Origin of the sequence: Caulobacter sp. (assembly GCF_035254145.1) — a bacterium.
GTDB lineage: Bacteria > Pseudomonadota > Alphaproteobacteria > Caulobacterales > Caulobacteraceae > Caulobacter.
The window spans coordinates 1-13,471 of sequence record NZ_DATFAV010000326.1 but is presented as its reverse complement, the minus strand read 5'-3'; the positions used below and the strand labels follow the sequence as shown (position 1 = coordinate 13,471).

The window sequence follows — 13,471 nt, the reverse complement described above, 5'->3', positions numbered from 1 at the left end:
CCCCTCCGTCGTCTCTTCGAGCCGACACCTCCCCCGCCGGGGGGAGGATTTTGCGCTACGGGATCCGCGCGTTAGGCTGACCCCATGCGCGCCAAGCCGCCCAATCCCAAGGAACAGGCCAAGCGGGCCGCGCTGAACGCCCTCAAGCGCGCTCGTCGCGCCGCCGACAAGGCCGGCGTCGAGCTCTCCGAATGGGAGGGCGAGTTCCTGACCAGCGTCGCCCAGCGCGTCGAGACCTACGGCCGGGCCTTCGCCGATCCCGAGAAGGGCGCGCGCGGCCAGGCCCTGTCGGGCAACCAGGCCATCAAGCTGAAAGAGATCGCCGCCAAGGCCAAGGGCGAGAACAGCCGCGGCCCCATGCGGCGCGGGAAGGGCTTTGGCCGCTCCGCAAGGCCCGACAAGCGGGCCGATGACGACGCCGAGGACTGACGGTTTCCGCTATGGCGCCCGCATGGGGCGAGCCGCCGGGGCGCCCTCGACCCTGGACCCGGTAGGCGGGTGAAATTTTATTGCCTCGACTTGGGATTTTGTCTCAAAGGCTTACCAAAAACTGTCGTTCGCTGGCGCCCGTTAAGGCGCTGGTAATCATACGCGCGGAAAATCTGAACAATTGTAACAAGTTAATATCCTAACTGACGTGGGGTTCGGGTCGTCCGCTCACAGCGACCCGCGTTCGATGCGCGCAGCGCGCCGGGCGAGCCTCGCCATTCTGCGGACTAGGGACGATGGCGACCACCTATCAACTGCTGCTGCGCCGCAAGACGGAGCTGGAAAACCGCATGATCGAGGCTCAGCGGCGCGCCCAGGCGCCGTTCGAGAGCGAGCTGCGCGCGATCGTGCTGGCCCTCGACGCCTTGAAGCAGGCGGGCATGTCCGAACGGCTTACGTCGGGCGAGTCGGCCGCCTTCGCCCCGCCCACGCCGGGCCGCCGCGGCCGTCGTGGGCGCACCACCCGCGACATGATCCTGATGGCTCTGGGCCAGGCGCCGGGCCTCAACGAAGCCGAGATCGCCCGCCAGCTGGATCACCGTTGGAGCCGTCCCGTGACGCCGTCGACCGTCGGCCGCGAGCTGGAGGCGATGGAGATGGAAGGCCTGACGCGCCGCTCGGGCCCGGGCTGGATCCGCCTGGACGCGCCGAACGCCGAAGCGCCCAGCGCCGAAGCCCAGGACGAAGAGCGCCTGAGCGTGGCGGCGGGGCACTAGTTAGCCAACGACCGAAGATCATCGATCTCGTCATCCCGGGCGGCGAAGCCGACCCAGGGGCGGAGCGCAGTGCGGCGGCCCTGGGTCCCGGCTCTCCGCTTCGCTACGGCCGGGATGACGAGGGTCTTGAGATGGGCTTCGAACTAAGTACCCGAGCCTACCGCCGCGGCAGCTTACCGACCGGGCGAACCGGCTTCAGCAGCGTCTTCAGGCGCTGTTCTCGCGAGACCGGGCGGAAGATCATCAGCGGCGTCGGGACGACGCGGCCGTCCGGCGCGTGTTCGGTGTCGGTGTTCGCCATGGTTCAGCCGGCCTCTTTCATGTCGACTTCGATGCCCTGCTCGCGGACCTTGCGGTAGAGGGTCGAGCGGCCGATGCCGAGGCGGCGGGCCACCTCGCTCATGTGGCCGGCATAGACGTCGATCGCGTGCTGGATCAGGTCGCGCTCGATCTCCTCCAGGGTCCGCAGGTGGCCGCGGTCGTCGAGGATGCGCACCGGCGCCTCGGCGGCCGGAGCGGCCATGGCGGCGTGAGCGGCCTGCAGCATGGCGGCCGGAGAGGGCGGCGGAGCGGCGGCCTCGATCGGCGCGGCCAGGCCCGAGATGGCCGGGAAATCGTAGGGCTGCAGATAGGGCGCGTCGGCCAGGACGATGGCGCGATAGACCGCGTTCTCCAGCTGGCGCACGTTGCCCGGCCAGTCGAAGGCGCTCAGCAGTTGCAGCGTTTCGGGGGCGGCGCCGATGACGCGCTTGCCTTCCTCGACGTTGAAACGGCGGATGAAGGCCTCCACGAGCGCCGGGATGTCCTCGCGGCGTTCGCGCAGGGACGGAGCCTCGATCGGGAAGACGTTCAGGCGGTAATAGAGATCCTCGCGGAAGCGGCCGGCCGCGACCGCCTGCTGCAGGTCGCGATTGGTGGCCGAGATGATCCGGACGTCGACCTTCAGCGAGCGTTTGGAGCCGATCGGGTCGATCTCGCCCTCTTGCAGGGCGCGCAGCAGCTTGACCTGGATGTCCAGCGGCAGCTCGCCAACCTCGTCGAGGAACAGGGCGCCGCCGTCGGCTTCCTTGAACTTGCCCAGGTGCTTGTCGGTGGCGCCGGTGAAGCTGCCCTTCTCGTGGCCGAACAGGATCGACTCCACGAGATTCTCGGGGATCGCGCCGCAGTTGACGGCCACGAAGGGCTTGCCGGCGCGATCGGAGCTGCCGTGCACGGCGCGGGCGATCAGCTCCTTGCCGACGCCGCTTTCGCCGGTGATCAGAACGGGGATGGCGCTCTTGGCGGCGCGCTCGCCGATGCGCTTGACCAGGCTCATGGCCGGAGAGGCGCCGATCAGATCGCTGAAGGTGGTCTTGCCGACCGCGCGCTTGGTCAGGCGCTCGACCTCGCCCTTCAGGTCGCCCATCGACAGGACGTTGCGGATCGAGACGGTGATCCGTTCGGGGCTGGCCGGCTTGATGAAGAAGTCGCTGGCGCCGGCCTGCATGGCCTTGACCACGGTGTCGACGCCGCCGGTGGCGGTCAGCACGATGACGGGCTGCGAAAAGCCGCGCGCGCGCATTTCCTTCAGCGCGTCCAGGCCCGACAGGCCGGGCATGACCAGGTCCAGCAGGATCACGTCGGCCGGCGCGCCCGAGGTCAGGTAGCCGATCGCCGCGTCGCCGCTCTCGGCGTGCGAGACCGCGAAGCCTTCGCGCTCGAGCACGGCCTGGATCAACCGACGTTGGGTCGGGTCGTCATCGACGACGAGCACCGTCTTGGTCATTGGGCACATCCACCAGAACCGGCCACGCCCACGTGGAGCGGGGCTCTTGTTGGTTCAGAGTGATACACTCGCGGGGTAAACACCGGCTTTCGCAGAGGTGTCTCGAACCTTAAGGTTTAGGCTTAACAAGCTCTTACGGGGAGGACGGGCTGATTGACATGGAGGCCGCGGCCAAGCTGGCCCTGGCGCTGCCCGAGGTCACCGGCGGCGCGAACGAGACCGGACAGGTCGGCTTCGAGGTTGGCGGCAAGGGTCTGGCCTGGGGCTACCTGGCCCGTCCCGCGCCCAAGGCCAAGCGCGTCCTGGTTCCCGGCGTTCTCGCCATCCGCTGTACGAGGGAGACGAAGGAGATGCTGCTGGAGGCCGCGCCCGACCGGTTCTTCACCGACGATCACTACCGGAACTACCCCGCCGTGCTGGTGCGGTTGGCGGCGATCGAGGCGGACGAGCTGGCGGGCCTTCTGCGCGGCGCGTGGAAGACCGTCGCGCCGACGGCCATCAAGAAACGCCATCCGGACGTGTGACGCATTGCGCGCGTGTGGGGCGCAGGCCTATCTGCTGAACCATGAACGCGCCCTTCAAGCCCGACGCCCCACCCGAATGGAATCTCGCCGACCTCTATGTCGGTCGCGACGACCCCCGGATCGAGACCGACCTCGCAGCCGCCAAGGCCGCCAATGACGAGCTGGCCTCGCTGGAAGGGATGTTCCTGGAGGCCCGCAAGGAGCCCCAGCGCCTGGGCGTGCTGCTGGATCGCGGGATCACCCTCTACGAGCAGGCCACCAACGGCCTGTGGAGCGTCGGCGCCTATGCGGGGCTCGCCGCCTCGGTGGCGCGCGACGATCCGGCCTGGGCCAAGTTCGAGGCCGACCTTCGCGCCCGCTCCTCGCAGATCGCCGCCGAGAGCCTGTTCTTCACGCTGGAGCTGAACCAGCTCGAGGACGGCGAGATCGCCAAGGCGCTCGAAGCTTTTCCGCCGAGCGCCCGCTGGGCGCCTTGGCTGCGCCGCGTGCGTCTGTCGCGGCCGCACGAGCTGTCGCCGGAGCTGGAGCGCTTCATCGTCGACAAGGCCCCGGCCGTCGCCAACTGGGTCCGCCTGTGGGACGAGACCCTGGCCAAGCTCACCGTTCAGGTGGGGCCCGAGAGCCTGACCCTCGCCGAGGCGCTGAACCGCCTCTCCGACCCCGACGTCGCGCGCCGCAAGGCCGCCGCCGAGGGCTTGGCCAGGGCGCTGGACGAGCGCGCCTCGAACCAGGCCCTGGTGCTCAACACCCTGGCCTTCGAGAAGCAGGTCGAGGACCGCTGGCGGCGTTACGAGACGCCCGCCCAGTCGCGCCACCTGGCCAACGAGGTCGACGCCGACGCCGTCGACGCCCTGGAGCAGGCGGTGGTCGAGGCCTATCCGCGCCTGTCGCACCGCTATTACGCGCTCAAGGCCAAGGTCATGGGCCGCGACAGCCTGGACTACTGGGACCGCAACGCGCCGCTGACCGCCGCCGCCCCCCGCGCCTACGCCTGGGACGAGGCCAAGGGCATGGTGTTGGAGAGCTTCCAGGACCTGGCGCCCAAGTTCGCCGACACGGCCCGGACCTTCTTTATCCAGCCCTGGATCGACGCCCGCCCGCGTCCGGGCAAGCAGTCGGGCGCCTTCGCCCATCCGGTCACCGCCGACCGCCATCCCTTCGTGTTCATGAACTACATGGGCGAGCGGCGTGACGTACTGACCCTGGCCCATGAGCTGGGCCACGCCGTGCACCAGACCCTGTGCCAGCCGCTGGGCACCCTGCTGGCCGACACGCCCCTGACCCTGGCCGAGACGGCCTCGATCTTCGGCGAAGGGCTGGTGTTCGACCGCCTGCTGGCCGAGGCGACGCCGGAGGACCGCAAGGGGCTTCTCGCGGGGAAGATCGAGGACGGGCTCAACACCGTGGTCCGCCAGATCGCCTTCCACCGCTTCGAGCGCCGGTTCCACGAGGCCCGGCTGGAGGGCGAGCTGTCGCCCGACCAGATCGGCGGCCTGTGGCTGGAAGTGATGGGCGAAAGTCTCGGTCCGGCCGTGAAGCTCAATGAGGGCTACGAGCATTATTGGGCCTATGTCAGCCACTTCTGCCACGCGCCGTTCTACGTCTACGCCTATGCGTTCGGGGACCTTCTGGTGCGCGGCCTGATGGAGAAGCGCCGCGAGGATCCGGTCAAGTTCGCGCCGCTCTATGAGCAGTTGCTGGCCGCCGGCGGGACCAAGACCTATGTCGAGGCCTTGGCGCCGTTCGGCCTGAACCCGCGCGAGAAGGCGTTCTGGGCCGCCGGCTGCGCGCAGCTGGAACGGCTGGTGGACGAGTTCGAGGCGCTGGTGTGACGCCGTCACGGTCGCAAATCCTCCCCCCAGCGGGGGAGGTGGCGCGGAGCGCCGGAGGGGGCAGTTGTCCTGGCCCGGCCTCCTCCCCCTCCGTCGGCTGCGCCGACACCTCCTCCGCTGGGGGGAGGATTTAAGATGGCCGACGACCGTAACGACCCCGAACGCGACCGCCTCTCCGGCCGGCTCTCCCGCTTCGCCAAGGTCGGCGCCGGGCTTTCCGGGGCGGCCGTCTCCTACGGCGCCAACCGCGTCTTCGCCGGCGACGACGCCAACGCCCGCAACGCCAAGGCGCTGAAGGCGGCGTTGGGCGGCCTCAAGGGGCCGCTGATGAAGGCGGCGCAGATGTTCGCCACGGTGCCGGACCTGCTGCCGCCCGAGTTCGCAAAGGAGCTGGCCGAGCTGCAGACCAACGCCCCGGCCATGGGCTGGCCGTTCGTGCGCCGACGCATGGCCGCCGAGCTGGGGCCGGACTGGGTGTCGAAGTTCGCCAGTTTCGAGCACGAGGCCGCGGCCGCCGCCTCGCTGGGCCAGGTGCACCGGGCCACCGCCCACGACGGCCGCGCCTTGGCGGTGAAGCTGCAATACCCGGACATGCAGAGCGCGGTCGAAAGCGACCTTGGCCAGCTGCGCGCCCTGATCAACCTCTTCAAGCGCATGGATGGCTCCATCGACCCGTCCGAGATGATCGTCGAGATCGGCGACCGCCTGCGCGAGGAGCTGGACTACGGGCGCGAGGCCAGGCTGATGGCCCTCTATGGGACCTTCTTCGCCAGCCGCGAGGACATCCGCACGCCGACGCCGGTCCCGGAGCTGTCCACGGGGCGCCTGCTGTCGATGACCTGGCTGGACGGGCAGGGACTGCTGGCCTTCAAGAGCGCCCCGCAGGAGGTCCGCGACCGTATCGCCGCCCTGCTGTTCGAGGCCTGGTGGAGCCCGATGACCCATCTGGGCATCATCCACGGCGACCCGCACCTGGGGAACTACACCTTCGGGGGAGAGGGCGCGGCGCACCTGAATCTGCTGGACTTCGGCTGCATCCGGATCTTCCCGCCGAAGTTCGTGGCCGGGGTCGTGCGGCTCTATCGCGCCCTGTCCAACGACGACCGCGCCGAGCAGATGGAGGCCTATCGCACCTGGGGCTTCCAAGGGCTGACCGACGAGTTGGTCGACACCCTGAACGTCTGGGCCCGCTTCATCTACGGCCCCCTGCTGGACGACCGCGAGCGCACCGTCGCCGATGACGTCCCGCCTGGCGAATACGGCCGCCGCGAGGCCTTCAAGGTGCGCCAGGCCCTGAAGGCGGTCGGCGGCGTCACCATCCCGCGCGAGTTCGTGTTCATGGACCGCGCCGCTATCGGCCTGGGCGCGGCGTTCCTGCACCTGGGCGCGCGGCACAATTGGAAGCGGCTGTTCGAGGCCTCGCTGGAGGGGTTCTCGGAAGAGGCGGTGGCCGAGCGGCAGCGGGCGGCGCTGGCGGCGGTGGGGCTCTAACTTCAACCGTCATCCCGCGCTTCATGCGCGGGATGACGGCGGTATTGGGGAGGAGTGGGATTACCCCTCATACTCCCTAAGCAGTTCCTCGAGCCGCCGTTGCTCGGGCTTCATCACCCAATAGTAGCGGGCCGTGTTCCAGCCCAGGCTGGCGGCCACCGCGACGGCGCAGACCGCTAGGGCCAGCCAGCCGGCCGCGGTGTTGATCCGTCCCTCGTCGTGCAGGCGCTGGAGCACCATGCCCATCGGCAGGAAGAACACCGGCGTCATCAGCCAGAAGGTGTGGAAGTGCCGGCGCTCCAAGCGGTTCTGGTCCAGCCGCCTGGCCACCACGTCGCGCAGCGGGCGGTCGACCTCGCGCGGCCGGGCGCGAAAGCCGAACCAGCCCACCAGGATCATCACGATCCAGCAGAAACCTAGAACGCCCATGCCCGGCCAACCGCGAAAGGCGTCTCCTGCCCGCAGCACGGCCACGACGGCCACCACGGTGAAGAGGCTCATGGTCGCAAGTGGGATCAGGGCCAGGAGGCCTTCGGTCCGCTCGCGGGTCTTTAGCGATGTCATCAGTTCCTCCGTCAGTCGGGCCTGAAGCTTGTCGGAAGGGCGGTTGGCCTCCGACCGCCAGACCTGTTCGAGGCGCTCAAAGTCCATCGGCGTCCTCCTTCACCTGAGTGGCGAGCCGTTGGCGCAGGCGGGTCAGCCGCGCGCCGACATTGGCTTGCGAAAGGCCGTGCAGGCGGGCGATCTCGTCATAGGGGACGCCGTCCAGCGACAGCAGGATCAGCGACCGCTCCACGGGAGACAGGCGGCGGATCGCCGCGTAGAGCCGCTCCAGCAACGGGCCTTGGGGATCGGTTCCGGCGTCGCGGACCAGCAGTTCGGCCTCGACCGCCACGCCCCGTAGCCGCCGGCGGCCTTCGCCGCGCCGCCACGTCAGGGCGGCGTTGTGGGCCACGCGGTGGAGAAAGGTCGCGGCCGCGCTCTCGTCGCGGAACCGGGGACGCGCCTTCCACAGGGCCAGCGTCAGCTCCTGCAACAGGTCGTGCTGGTCCGCCGGCTCCGCGAAGGCGCGCGCCGTGCGGTGCAGCATCGGCAGATGCGGCGCCAGCCAGGCGGCGAAGTCGTCGTGGTCTCGGCCCATCCGCTCCCCGGCCCTTTTGGCCAGCCCTTTGTCCGTTTCGAAAGGTTAGACACCGGCCGCGGGCGCGTCCTTACGGAAGGCTTTCCTTTTTTCAAACGCTCGTTAGCCTGACCCCATGTCCGACGACCTGACAGACGCCCAGACCGCCGCCATTCCCGAAGGTTTCTCGCAACTCAACTGGTCGCGTGGCTTCGGCCGCCAGATCGGGCCCCTGTTCGAGCAGCGCGAGGGCCCCGGCGAGGCGCGCCTGGCGTTCAGGGTCGAGGAGCACCACACCAACGGCCTGGGCAATTGCCACGGCGGCATGCTGATGAGCTTCGCCGACATGGCCTGGGGCCGGATCATCTCGCTGCAGAAGTCCTACAGCTGGGTCACGGTGCGGCTGATGTGCGACTTCCTGTCGGGCGCCAAGCTGGGCGACTGGGTGGAGGGCGAGGGCGAGCTGATCGGCGAGGAGGATCTGCTGTTCACCGTGCGCGGCCGCATCTGGGCCGGCGACCGGACCCTGATCACCGGCACCGGCGTCTTCAAGGCGCTCAGCCCGCGCAAGCCCCGCCCCGGCGAGCTGGCCTACAAGGACGAGGCTTGAGCATGGCCGACGATCAGGCCGCCCCGGCCTCTCTTCTCGCGCCGTTCAAGGGCCAGGCCCCGCCCGCGCCAGCCTGGTTCGACGGGGCCATCGCCCAGGCGCCCGAGCGCTCGACGATCGCGGTCGAGGGCGCGAACATCGAGCTCCTGACCTGGGGCGAGGTCGGCAAGCCGGGCCTGCTGTTCCTGCACGGCAACGGCGCCCACGCCGATTGGTGGAGCTTCATCGCGCCGTTCTTCGCCCAAGACTGGCGGGTGGCGGCCATTTCCTGGTCGGGCATGGGCGGCAGCGACTGGCGCGAGGCCTACAGCGCCGAGCTGTTCGCGGCGGAGATCTTTTCGGCCGTCGAGGCCGCCGACCTCGAGGCGGGCGGGGTCAAGCCGATCGTCGTCGGACATTCGTTCGGCGGCTTTCCCACCCTCTACTGCGCCGCCCGTCATCCCGAACGGCTGCGCGGGGCGATCCTGGTCGACAGCAGCATCCAGCCGCCCGAGAAGCGCTGGAAGGGCCCGCCGCCGCGCTCGGGCCTGGGCATGCGCGTCTACCCGACCCTGGAGGAGGCCCTGGCGCGCTTTCGCCTGGCGCCGCCGCAACCGTGCGAGAATCTCTACATCGCCGACTTCATCGCCCGCCGCTCGCTGAAGGACGTCGACGGCGGCTGGACCTGGAAGTTCGATCCCGATCTCTGGCACAATTTCCGCATGCCGGACCTGGGGATGCTGCTGCCGGAGATCGCCTGTCCCGCCGCCCTGATGTGGGGGGAACGATCGAACCTGATGCACGCCGAGACCTTGGACTACATGATCGAGCAAATGCCCAAGGACGTGCTGCTGCTGCCTCTGCCCGACGCGGATCACCACGTGATGATCGACCAGCCCCTGGCCTTCGTCGCGGGGCTGCGGGGACTGCTGGCGGGGTGGGGTTAAAGATCCCTCTCTCTGAGAGAGAGGGAGGGGCCCACCGCCTGCGGCGGTGGGAGGGTGAGTGGTTTCGCCATTGGCCGGAAAACCTCAGTCCTCCCGTGCGGCCAAGCTTTCGCCATGGCCTGATCGTTGGTACGCCGAGCCAGGTTCTGAGAAGGTTTACCCTCTCACCCTCCCACCGCTTCGCGGCGGGTCCCTCCCTCTCTCCATGAGAGAGGGGTTTCCGCGATGGAGACCCATTCCCCTTGAGCACCGCCCCCGGCCCCGTCCTCGTCTACACGCCCGATCGCGGGATCGGCGACCTGATGTGGCATCTGCCGACCATCCGGGCGATCGCGGCGACGACGCCGGAGGGGCAGGTGGTGCTGGTGGCTCGGCCGGCCAGCCGCGCGGCCGAGGTGCTGGCCGCCGAGCCGACCGTCGCGCGGGTGCTGCACGCCCCGAACCACAAGGGCAGGCTCAAGGGCGTGCGTGAAGTCATCGACTTCTATCGCCTCTGCCGGGCGCAGAAGCCGCGCGCGGTCTGGATCCTGGAGAAGATCGACCGCCCCGCCATCGCCGCCTTCCTGGCCGGCGTGCCTGAGCGCCGGGGCTTTGGCCTGGGGCACGGTCAGGAGACCTTCCTGACCACGGGGCCGTATCTCCCGAAGTCCATGCGTCCCGCCCACCGGATCGACAAGCTGGAGGCCTTCGAGAAGGCCCATGGCCTGACGGTGGTCAGCCGCGAGCCGGCGCTGAAGCTGGATCCCAAGGCGGTCGCGGCGGTGAAGGCCAAGTACGCCGACAAGCCCGGCCCCTGGCTCAGCCTCGGGATCGGCGCCAGCGAGCCGGCGCGCACCTGGCCGGCCGAGCGGTTCGCGCAAGCCGCCGAGCGTCTCTCCGACCTGTTCGGCACGGTGTTCTGGATCGGCGGTCCGCACGAGGCGCAAGGCGCGCGGGACGCGATCGGGAGCTTGCCGAACAATGTCGTGGCCTGCGACCTGACCCTGGACCAGTCGGCGGCGCTGATCTCGCTGTCGGCGGGGTTCCTGGGCAACGATTCCGGCGCGCTGAACGTCGCCGCCGCCGTGGGCGCGCCGTGCGTGGGCCTGATGGGCACGGCGCCCGTGCCGGCCTATTCGCGCTGGCTCTCGCGCCTGGACGGCGGGGAGGGGCGAATCGCCGACATCACGGTCGACCAGGCCGTCGAGGCCGTGCGCGCGCGGTTCGCATCGGAGGGGTGGGGCGATACGCACCCTTGAGCCTTCGCGCCCCTCGTTGTATCGGGCGAACTCGATCTATTCCCGTTTTTACCAAGGACGACACATGGCCGGCGACTATCACCGCGGTGAGATGGACATCCACGAGCAAGCCTCGACCTACGCCGCGTTCGGCAAGATGACCAAGTGGGGCTCGCTGAGCGCCGCGGTCCTGCTGCTGTTCATCACCCTGCTGTTCTGCACCCCGACCGGCTTCCTTGGTAGCGCTATCGCCGCCGTCGTGCTGCTGGCCCTGGGCGTTGTTCTGCTGCGCGAAAAGCCCGTCTCGGCCCACTGACACCGGTGGACATCGGCATAATCTTTCCCTGACGCGCACGTCATGCCTCGACAAGAGGCAAGACTATCCCCTACAGAGCGCCTCATCCTGATGAGGAAACAGCGCCCTGGGGAGGGGTATGCCGATGGCCGTCATCGCCGTCACGAAAGAAACCCGCGCCAACGAGACGCGGGTCGCCGCTACGCCTGAAACCGTCAAGAAGCTCGGCGCGGCCGGCTTCTCGGTGGTGGTGCAGGCGGGGGCGGGGACGGCTGCGTCCTATCTCGACGCCGACTACGAAGCCGCTGGCGCCAAGATCGCCAAGACGGCCAAGGACGCCCTGAAGGACGCCGACGTCCTGTTCAAGGTGCGCGCACCCGAGGCCGCCGAGATCGCGGCCCTGAAGAGCGGGGCCATCGTCGCCGCCGCCCTCAATCCCTACCAGGACAAGGAGACGCTGGACGCCCTGGCCAAGGCCGGCGCGACGGCGATCGCCATGGAGTTCATCCCGCGCATCACCCGCGCCCAGGTGATGGACATGCTGTCCAGCCAAGCCAACCTCGCCGGCTATCGCGCCGTGATCGAGGGCGCCGAGGCCTATGGCAAGGCCCTGCCGATGATGATGACCGCCGCCGGCACCGTGGCCGCGGCCAAGGTGTTCATCATGGGCGTCGGGGTCGCCGGCCTGCAGGCTATCGCCACGGCCCGCCGCCTGGGCGCGGTGGTCACCGCCACCGACGTGCGTCCGGCCACCAAGGAGCAGGTCGAGTCGCTGGGCGCCAAGTTCCTGGCCGTCGAGGATGAGGAGTTCAAGAACGCCCAGACCGCCGGCGGCTACGCCAAGGAGATGTCCAAGGAATACCAGGCCAAGCAGGCCGAACTGGTTTCCAGCCACATCGCCAAGCAGGACATCGTCATCACCACGGCCCTGATCCCGGGGCGTCCGGCCCCGAAGCTGGTCAGCGCCGCCCAGGTCGCCTCGATGCGTCCGGGCTCGATCCTGGTCGACTTGGCCATCGAGCAAGGCGGCAATGTCGAGGGCGCCAGGCTGAACGAGACCGTGGTCACCGCCAACGGCGTCAAGATCCTGGGCCACGCCAACCTGCCCGGCCGCATCGCCGCCGACGCCAGCGCGCTCTATTCGCGCAACCTGATGGCGCTGGCGACCCTGTTCACGACGAAGGAGGGCGCCTTCGCCCCCAACTTCGAGGACGAGATCCTGCAGGCCGCCGTCGTCACCCGCGGCGGCGCGATCGTCCATCCGAATTTGAAGGGCTGAACCGCAGCCGGTTTTTGATGTCATCCCGGAAGCGGCGCAGCCGCTGTCCGGGACCGCAACAGGCGCCAGAGCCCGCCGCGATCCCGGATCGCCGCGAGCGGCGTCCGGGATGACAGGAGGAAAAAGAATGGAAGCCGTCGACCCCACCGTGTTCCGTCTGGCGATCTTCGTGCTCGCCATCTTCGTCGGCTACTACGTCGTCTGGAGCGTGACGCCCGCGCTGCATACGCCGCTGATGGCCGTGACCAACGCCATTTCGTCGGTGATCATCGTCGGCGCTCTCCTCGCGGCCGCCGCGCATGGCGCGTCGGGCGAGGCCGTCACCGGCTCGACCTGGATCTCCAAGGGGGCCGGCGCGATCGCCGCGGCCTTCGCGGCGGTCAATATCTTCGGGGGCTTCCTTGTCACCCAGCGCATGCTGGCGATGTACAAGAAGAAGTCGAAGTAAGCGGCGCGAGGGGGAGCAAAGATCATGAACGCCAATCTCGCCGCCATTCTCTACATCGTCTCGGGGGTGCTGTTCATCCTCGCCCTGCGTGGCCTGTCCAGCCCCGTGACCAGCCAGGCGGGCAACCGTAATGGCATGATCGGCATGGCCATCGCCGTCGGCACCACCCTGGCCACCCTGTGGAGCCAGGGCGCGCTGGACGTCGTGACCCTGGGCCTGATCCTGGGCGGCGTCGCCGTCGGGGGCGCGGTCGGAGCGGTCATCGCCCGCAAGGTCGCCATGACCTCGATGCCGCAGCTGGTCGCCGCCTTCCACAGTCTGGTCGGCATGGCCGCCTGCCTGGTGGCCGTGGCCGCCATCTACACGCCCGCCGCCTACGGCATCGTGGGCGAGAACGGCCATATCCACCTCAACAGCCTGATCGAGCTGTCCCTGGGTCTGGCGATCGGCGCCATCACCTTCACCGGCTCGGTCATCGCCTTCGCCAAGCTGAACGGCAACATGGGCGGCGCGCCGATCCTGCTGCCGGCCCGCCACCTGCTGAACATCCTGATCGCGGCCGCCATCGTGGCCCTGGTCGTGGTGCTGGTGGTCAGCGGCGGTTCGGCCATCTGGGCCTTCTGGGGCATCTTCGCCCTGAGCCTCTTGATCGGCGTCACCCTGATCATCCCGATCGGCGGCGCGGACATGCCCGTCGTGGTGTCGATGCTGAACAGCTATTCCGGCTGGGCGGCGGCGGCCCTGGGCTTCACGCTGGAA

The 13,471-nt window shown here is 69.0% G+C and carries 16 protein-coding genes and 1 pseudogene; 13 read left to right on the top strand and 4 right to left on the bottom strand.

What is annotated here, in order from left to right; genetic code table 11:
• Positions 1–84 precede the first annotated feature (84 nt).
• Both VJ655_RS19635 and VJ655_RS19630 read left to right on the top strand, forming a co-directional pair.
• Entirely contained in the window at positions 85–429 is a 345-nt protein-coding gene (locus VJ655_RS19635; protein WP_324114038.1) for a hypothetical protein, read from the top strand.
• A 296-nt stretch (positions 430–725) separates the two neighbouring features.
• Positions 726–1,205 (top strand): hypothetical protein, encoded by a 480-nt coding sequence (locus VJ655_RS19630; RefSeq protein ID WP_324114036.1) that lies wholly within the window; start codon positions 726–728, stop codon positions 1,203–1,205.
• A 157-nt stretch (positions 1,206–1,362) separates the two neighbouring features.
• Here the strand turns inward: VJ655_RS19630 and VJ655_RS21150 are convergent, their stop codons facing one another.
• Positions 1,363–1,506 (bottom strand): hypothetical protein, encoded by a 144-nt coding sequence (locus VJ655_RS21150; RefSeq protein ID WP_414647009.1) that lies wholly within the window; start codon positions 1,504–1,506, stop codon positions 1,363–1,365.
• A 3-nt stretch (positions 1,507–1,509) separates the two neighbouring features.
• Positions 1,510–2,970, bottom strand: a complete 1,461-nt coding sequence (locus tag VJ655_RS19620; protein WP_324114034.1) for a sigma-54 dependent transcriptional regulator — start codon at positions 2,968–2,970, stop codon at positions 1,510–1,512.
• Positions 2,971–3,128: 158 nt separating this feature from the next.
• Here VJ655_RS19620 and VJ655_RS19615 point away from each other — a divergent pair, with 158 nt between their 5' ends.
• From VJ655_RS19615 to VJ655_RS19600, 4 genes and pseudogenes are all read left to right on the top strand, one after another.
• On the top strand, positions 3,129–3,494 hold the full coding sequence (locus VJ655_RS19615) for an MmcQ/YjbR family DNA-binding protein (protein WP_324114032.1): 366 nt from the start codon (positions 3,129–3,131) through the stop codon (positions 3,492–3,494).
• A 41-nt stretch (positions 3,495–3,535) separates the two neighbouring features.
• On the top strand, positions 3,536–5,326 hold the full coding sequence (locus VJ655_RS19610; RefSeq protein ID WP_324114031.1) for a M3 family oligoendopeptidase: 1,791 nt from the start codon (positions 3,536–3,538) through the stop codon (positions 5,324–5,326).
• Positions 5,327–5,335: 9 nt separating this feature from the next.
• Positions 5,336–5,459 (top strand): annotated as a pseudogene (locus VJ655_RS19605) (peptidase); the annotation flags it as partial.
• A 2-nt stretch (positions 5,460–5,461) separates the two neighbouring features.
• Complete coding sequence (locus VJ655_RS19600; RefSeq protein ID WP_324114029.1) at positions 5,462–6,817, top strand: ABC1 kinase family protein; 1,356 nt, start codon at positions 5,462–5,464, stop codon at positions 6,815–6,817.
• 60 nt (positions 6,818–6,877) lie between these two features.
• Here the strand turns inward: VJ655_RS19600 and VJ655_RS19595 are convergent, their stop codons facing one another.
• Both VJ655_RS19595 and VJ655_RS19590 read right to left on the bottom strand, forming a co-directional pair.
• Positions 6,878–7,468 carry a hypothetical protein gene (locus tag VJ655_RS19595; protein ID WP_324114027.1) on the bottom strand — a complete coding sequence of 197 codons (591 nt, stop codon included), beginning with the start codon at positions 7,466–7,468 and terminating at the stop codon, positions 6,878–6,880.
• Positions 7,458–7,958, bottom strand: a complete 501-nt coding sequence (locus tag VJ655_RS19590; RefSeq protein ID WP_324114025.1) for an RNA polymerase sigma factor — start codon at positions 7,956–7,958, stop codon at positions 7,458–7,460. Before VJ655_RS19590 ends, VJ655_RS19595 begins: the two co-directional genes overlap by 11 nt.
• A gap of 115 nt (positions 7,959–8,073) precedes the next feature.
• On the opposite strand from VJ655_RS19590, the gene VJ655_RS19585 reads away from it, so the two are divergent.
• From VJ655_RS19585 to VJ655_RS19555, 7 genes are all read left to right on the top strand, one after another.
• Entirely contained in the window at positions 8,074–8,547 is a 474-nt protein-coding gene (locus VJ655_RS19585) for a PaaI family thioesterase (protein WP_324114023.1), read from the top strand.
• A gap of 2 nt (positions 8,548–8,549) precedes the next feature.
• On the top strand, positions 8,550–9,473 hold the full coding sequence (locus VJ655_RS19580) for an alpha/beta hydrolase (RefSeq protein ID WP_324114021.1): 924 nt from the start codon (positions 8,550–8,552) through the stop codon (positions 9,471–9,473).
• A 302-nt stretch (positions 9,474–9,775) separates the two neighbouring features.
• Positions 9,776–10,711: a glycosyltransferase family 9 protein gene (locus VJ655_RS19575; protein ID WP_324114040.1), complete on the top strand. Its 936-nt coding sequence runs from the start codon at positions 9,776–9,778 to the stop codon at positions 10,709–10,711.
• A 64-nt stretch (positions 10,712–10,775) separates the two neighbouring features.
• Positions 10,776–11,006: an aa3-type cytochrome c oxidase subunit IV gene (locus tag VJ655_RS19570; RefSeq protein ID WP_324114019.1), complete on the top strand. Its 231-nt coding sequence runs from the start codon at positions 10,776–10,778 to the stop codon at positions 11,004–11,006.
• A 118-nt stretch (positions 11,007–11,124) separates the two neighbouring features.
• On the top strand, positions 11,125–12,264 hold the full coding sequence (locus VJ655_RS19565; protein ID WP_324114017.1) for a Re/Si-specific NAD(P)(+) transhydrogenase subunit alpha: 1,140 nt from the start codon (positions 11,125–11,127) through the stop codon (positions 12,262–12,264).
• Between the two features lie 127 nt (positions 12,265–12,391).
• Complete coding sequence (locus tag VJ655_RS19560) at positions 12,392–12,712, top strand: proton-translocating transhydrogenase family protein (protein ID WP_324114015.1); 321 nt, start codon at positions 12,392–12,394, stop codon at positions 12,710–12,712.
• Between the two features lie 24 nt (positions 12,713–12,736).
• Positions 12,737–13,471, top strand: a 735-nt coding sequence (locus tag VJ655_RS19555; protein ID WP_324114014.1) for an NAD(P)(+) transhydrogenase (Re/Si-specific) subunit beta, incomplete at its 3' end; no start/stop codon positions are given.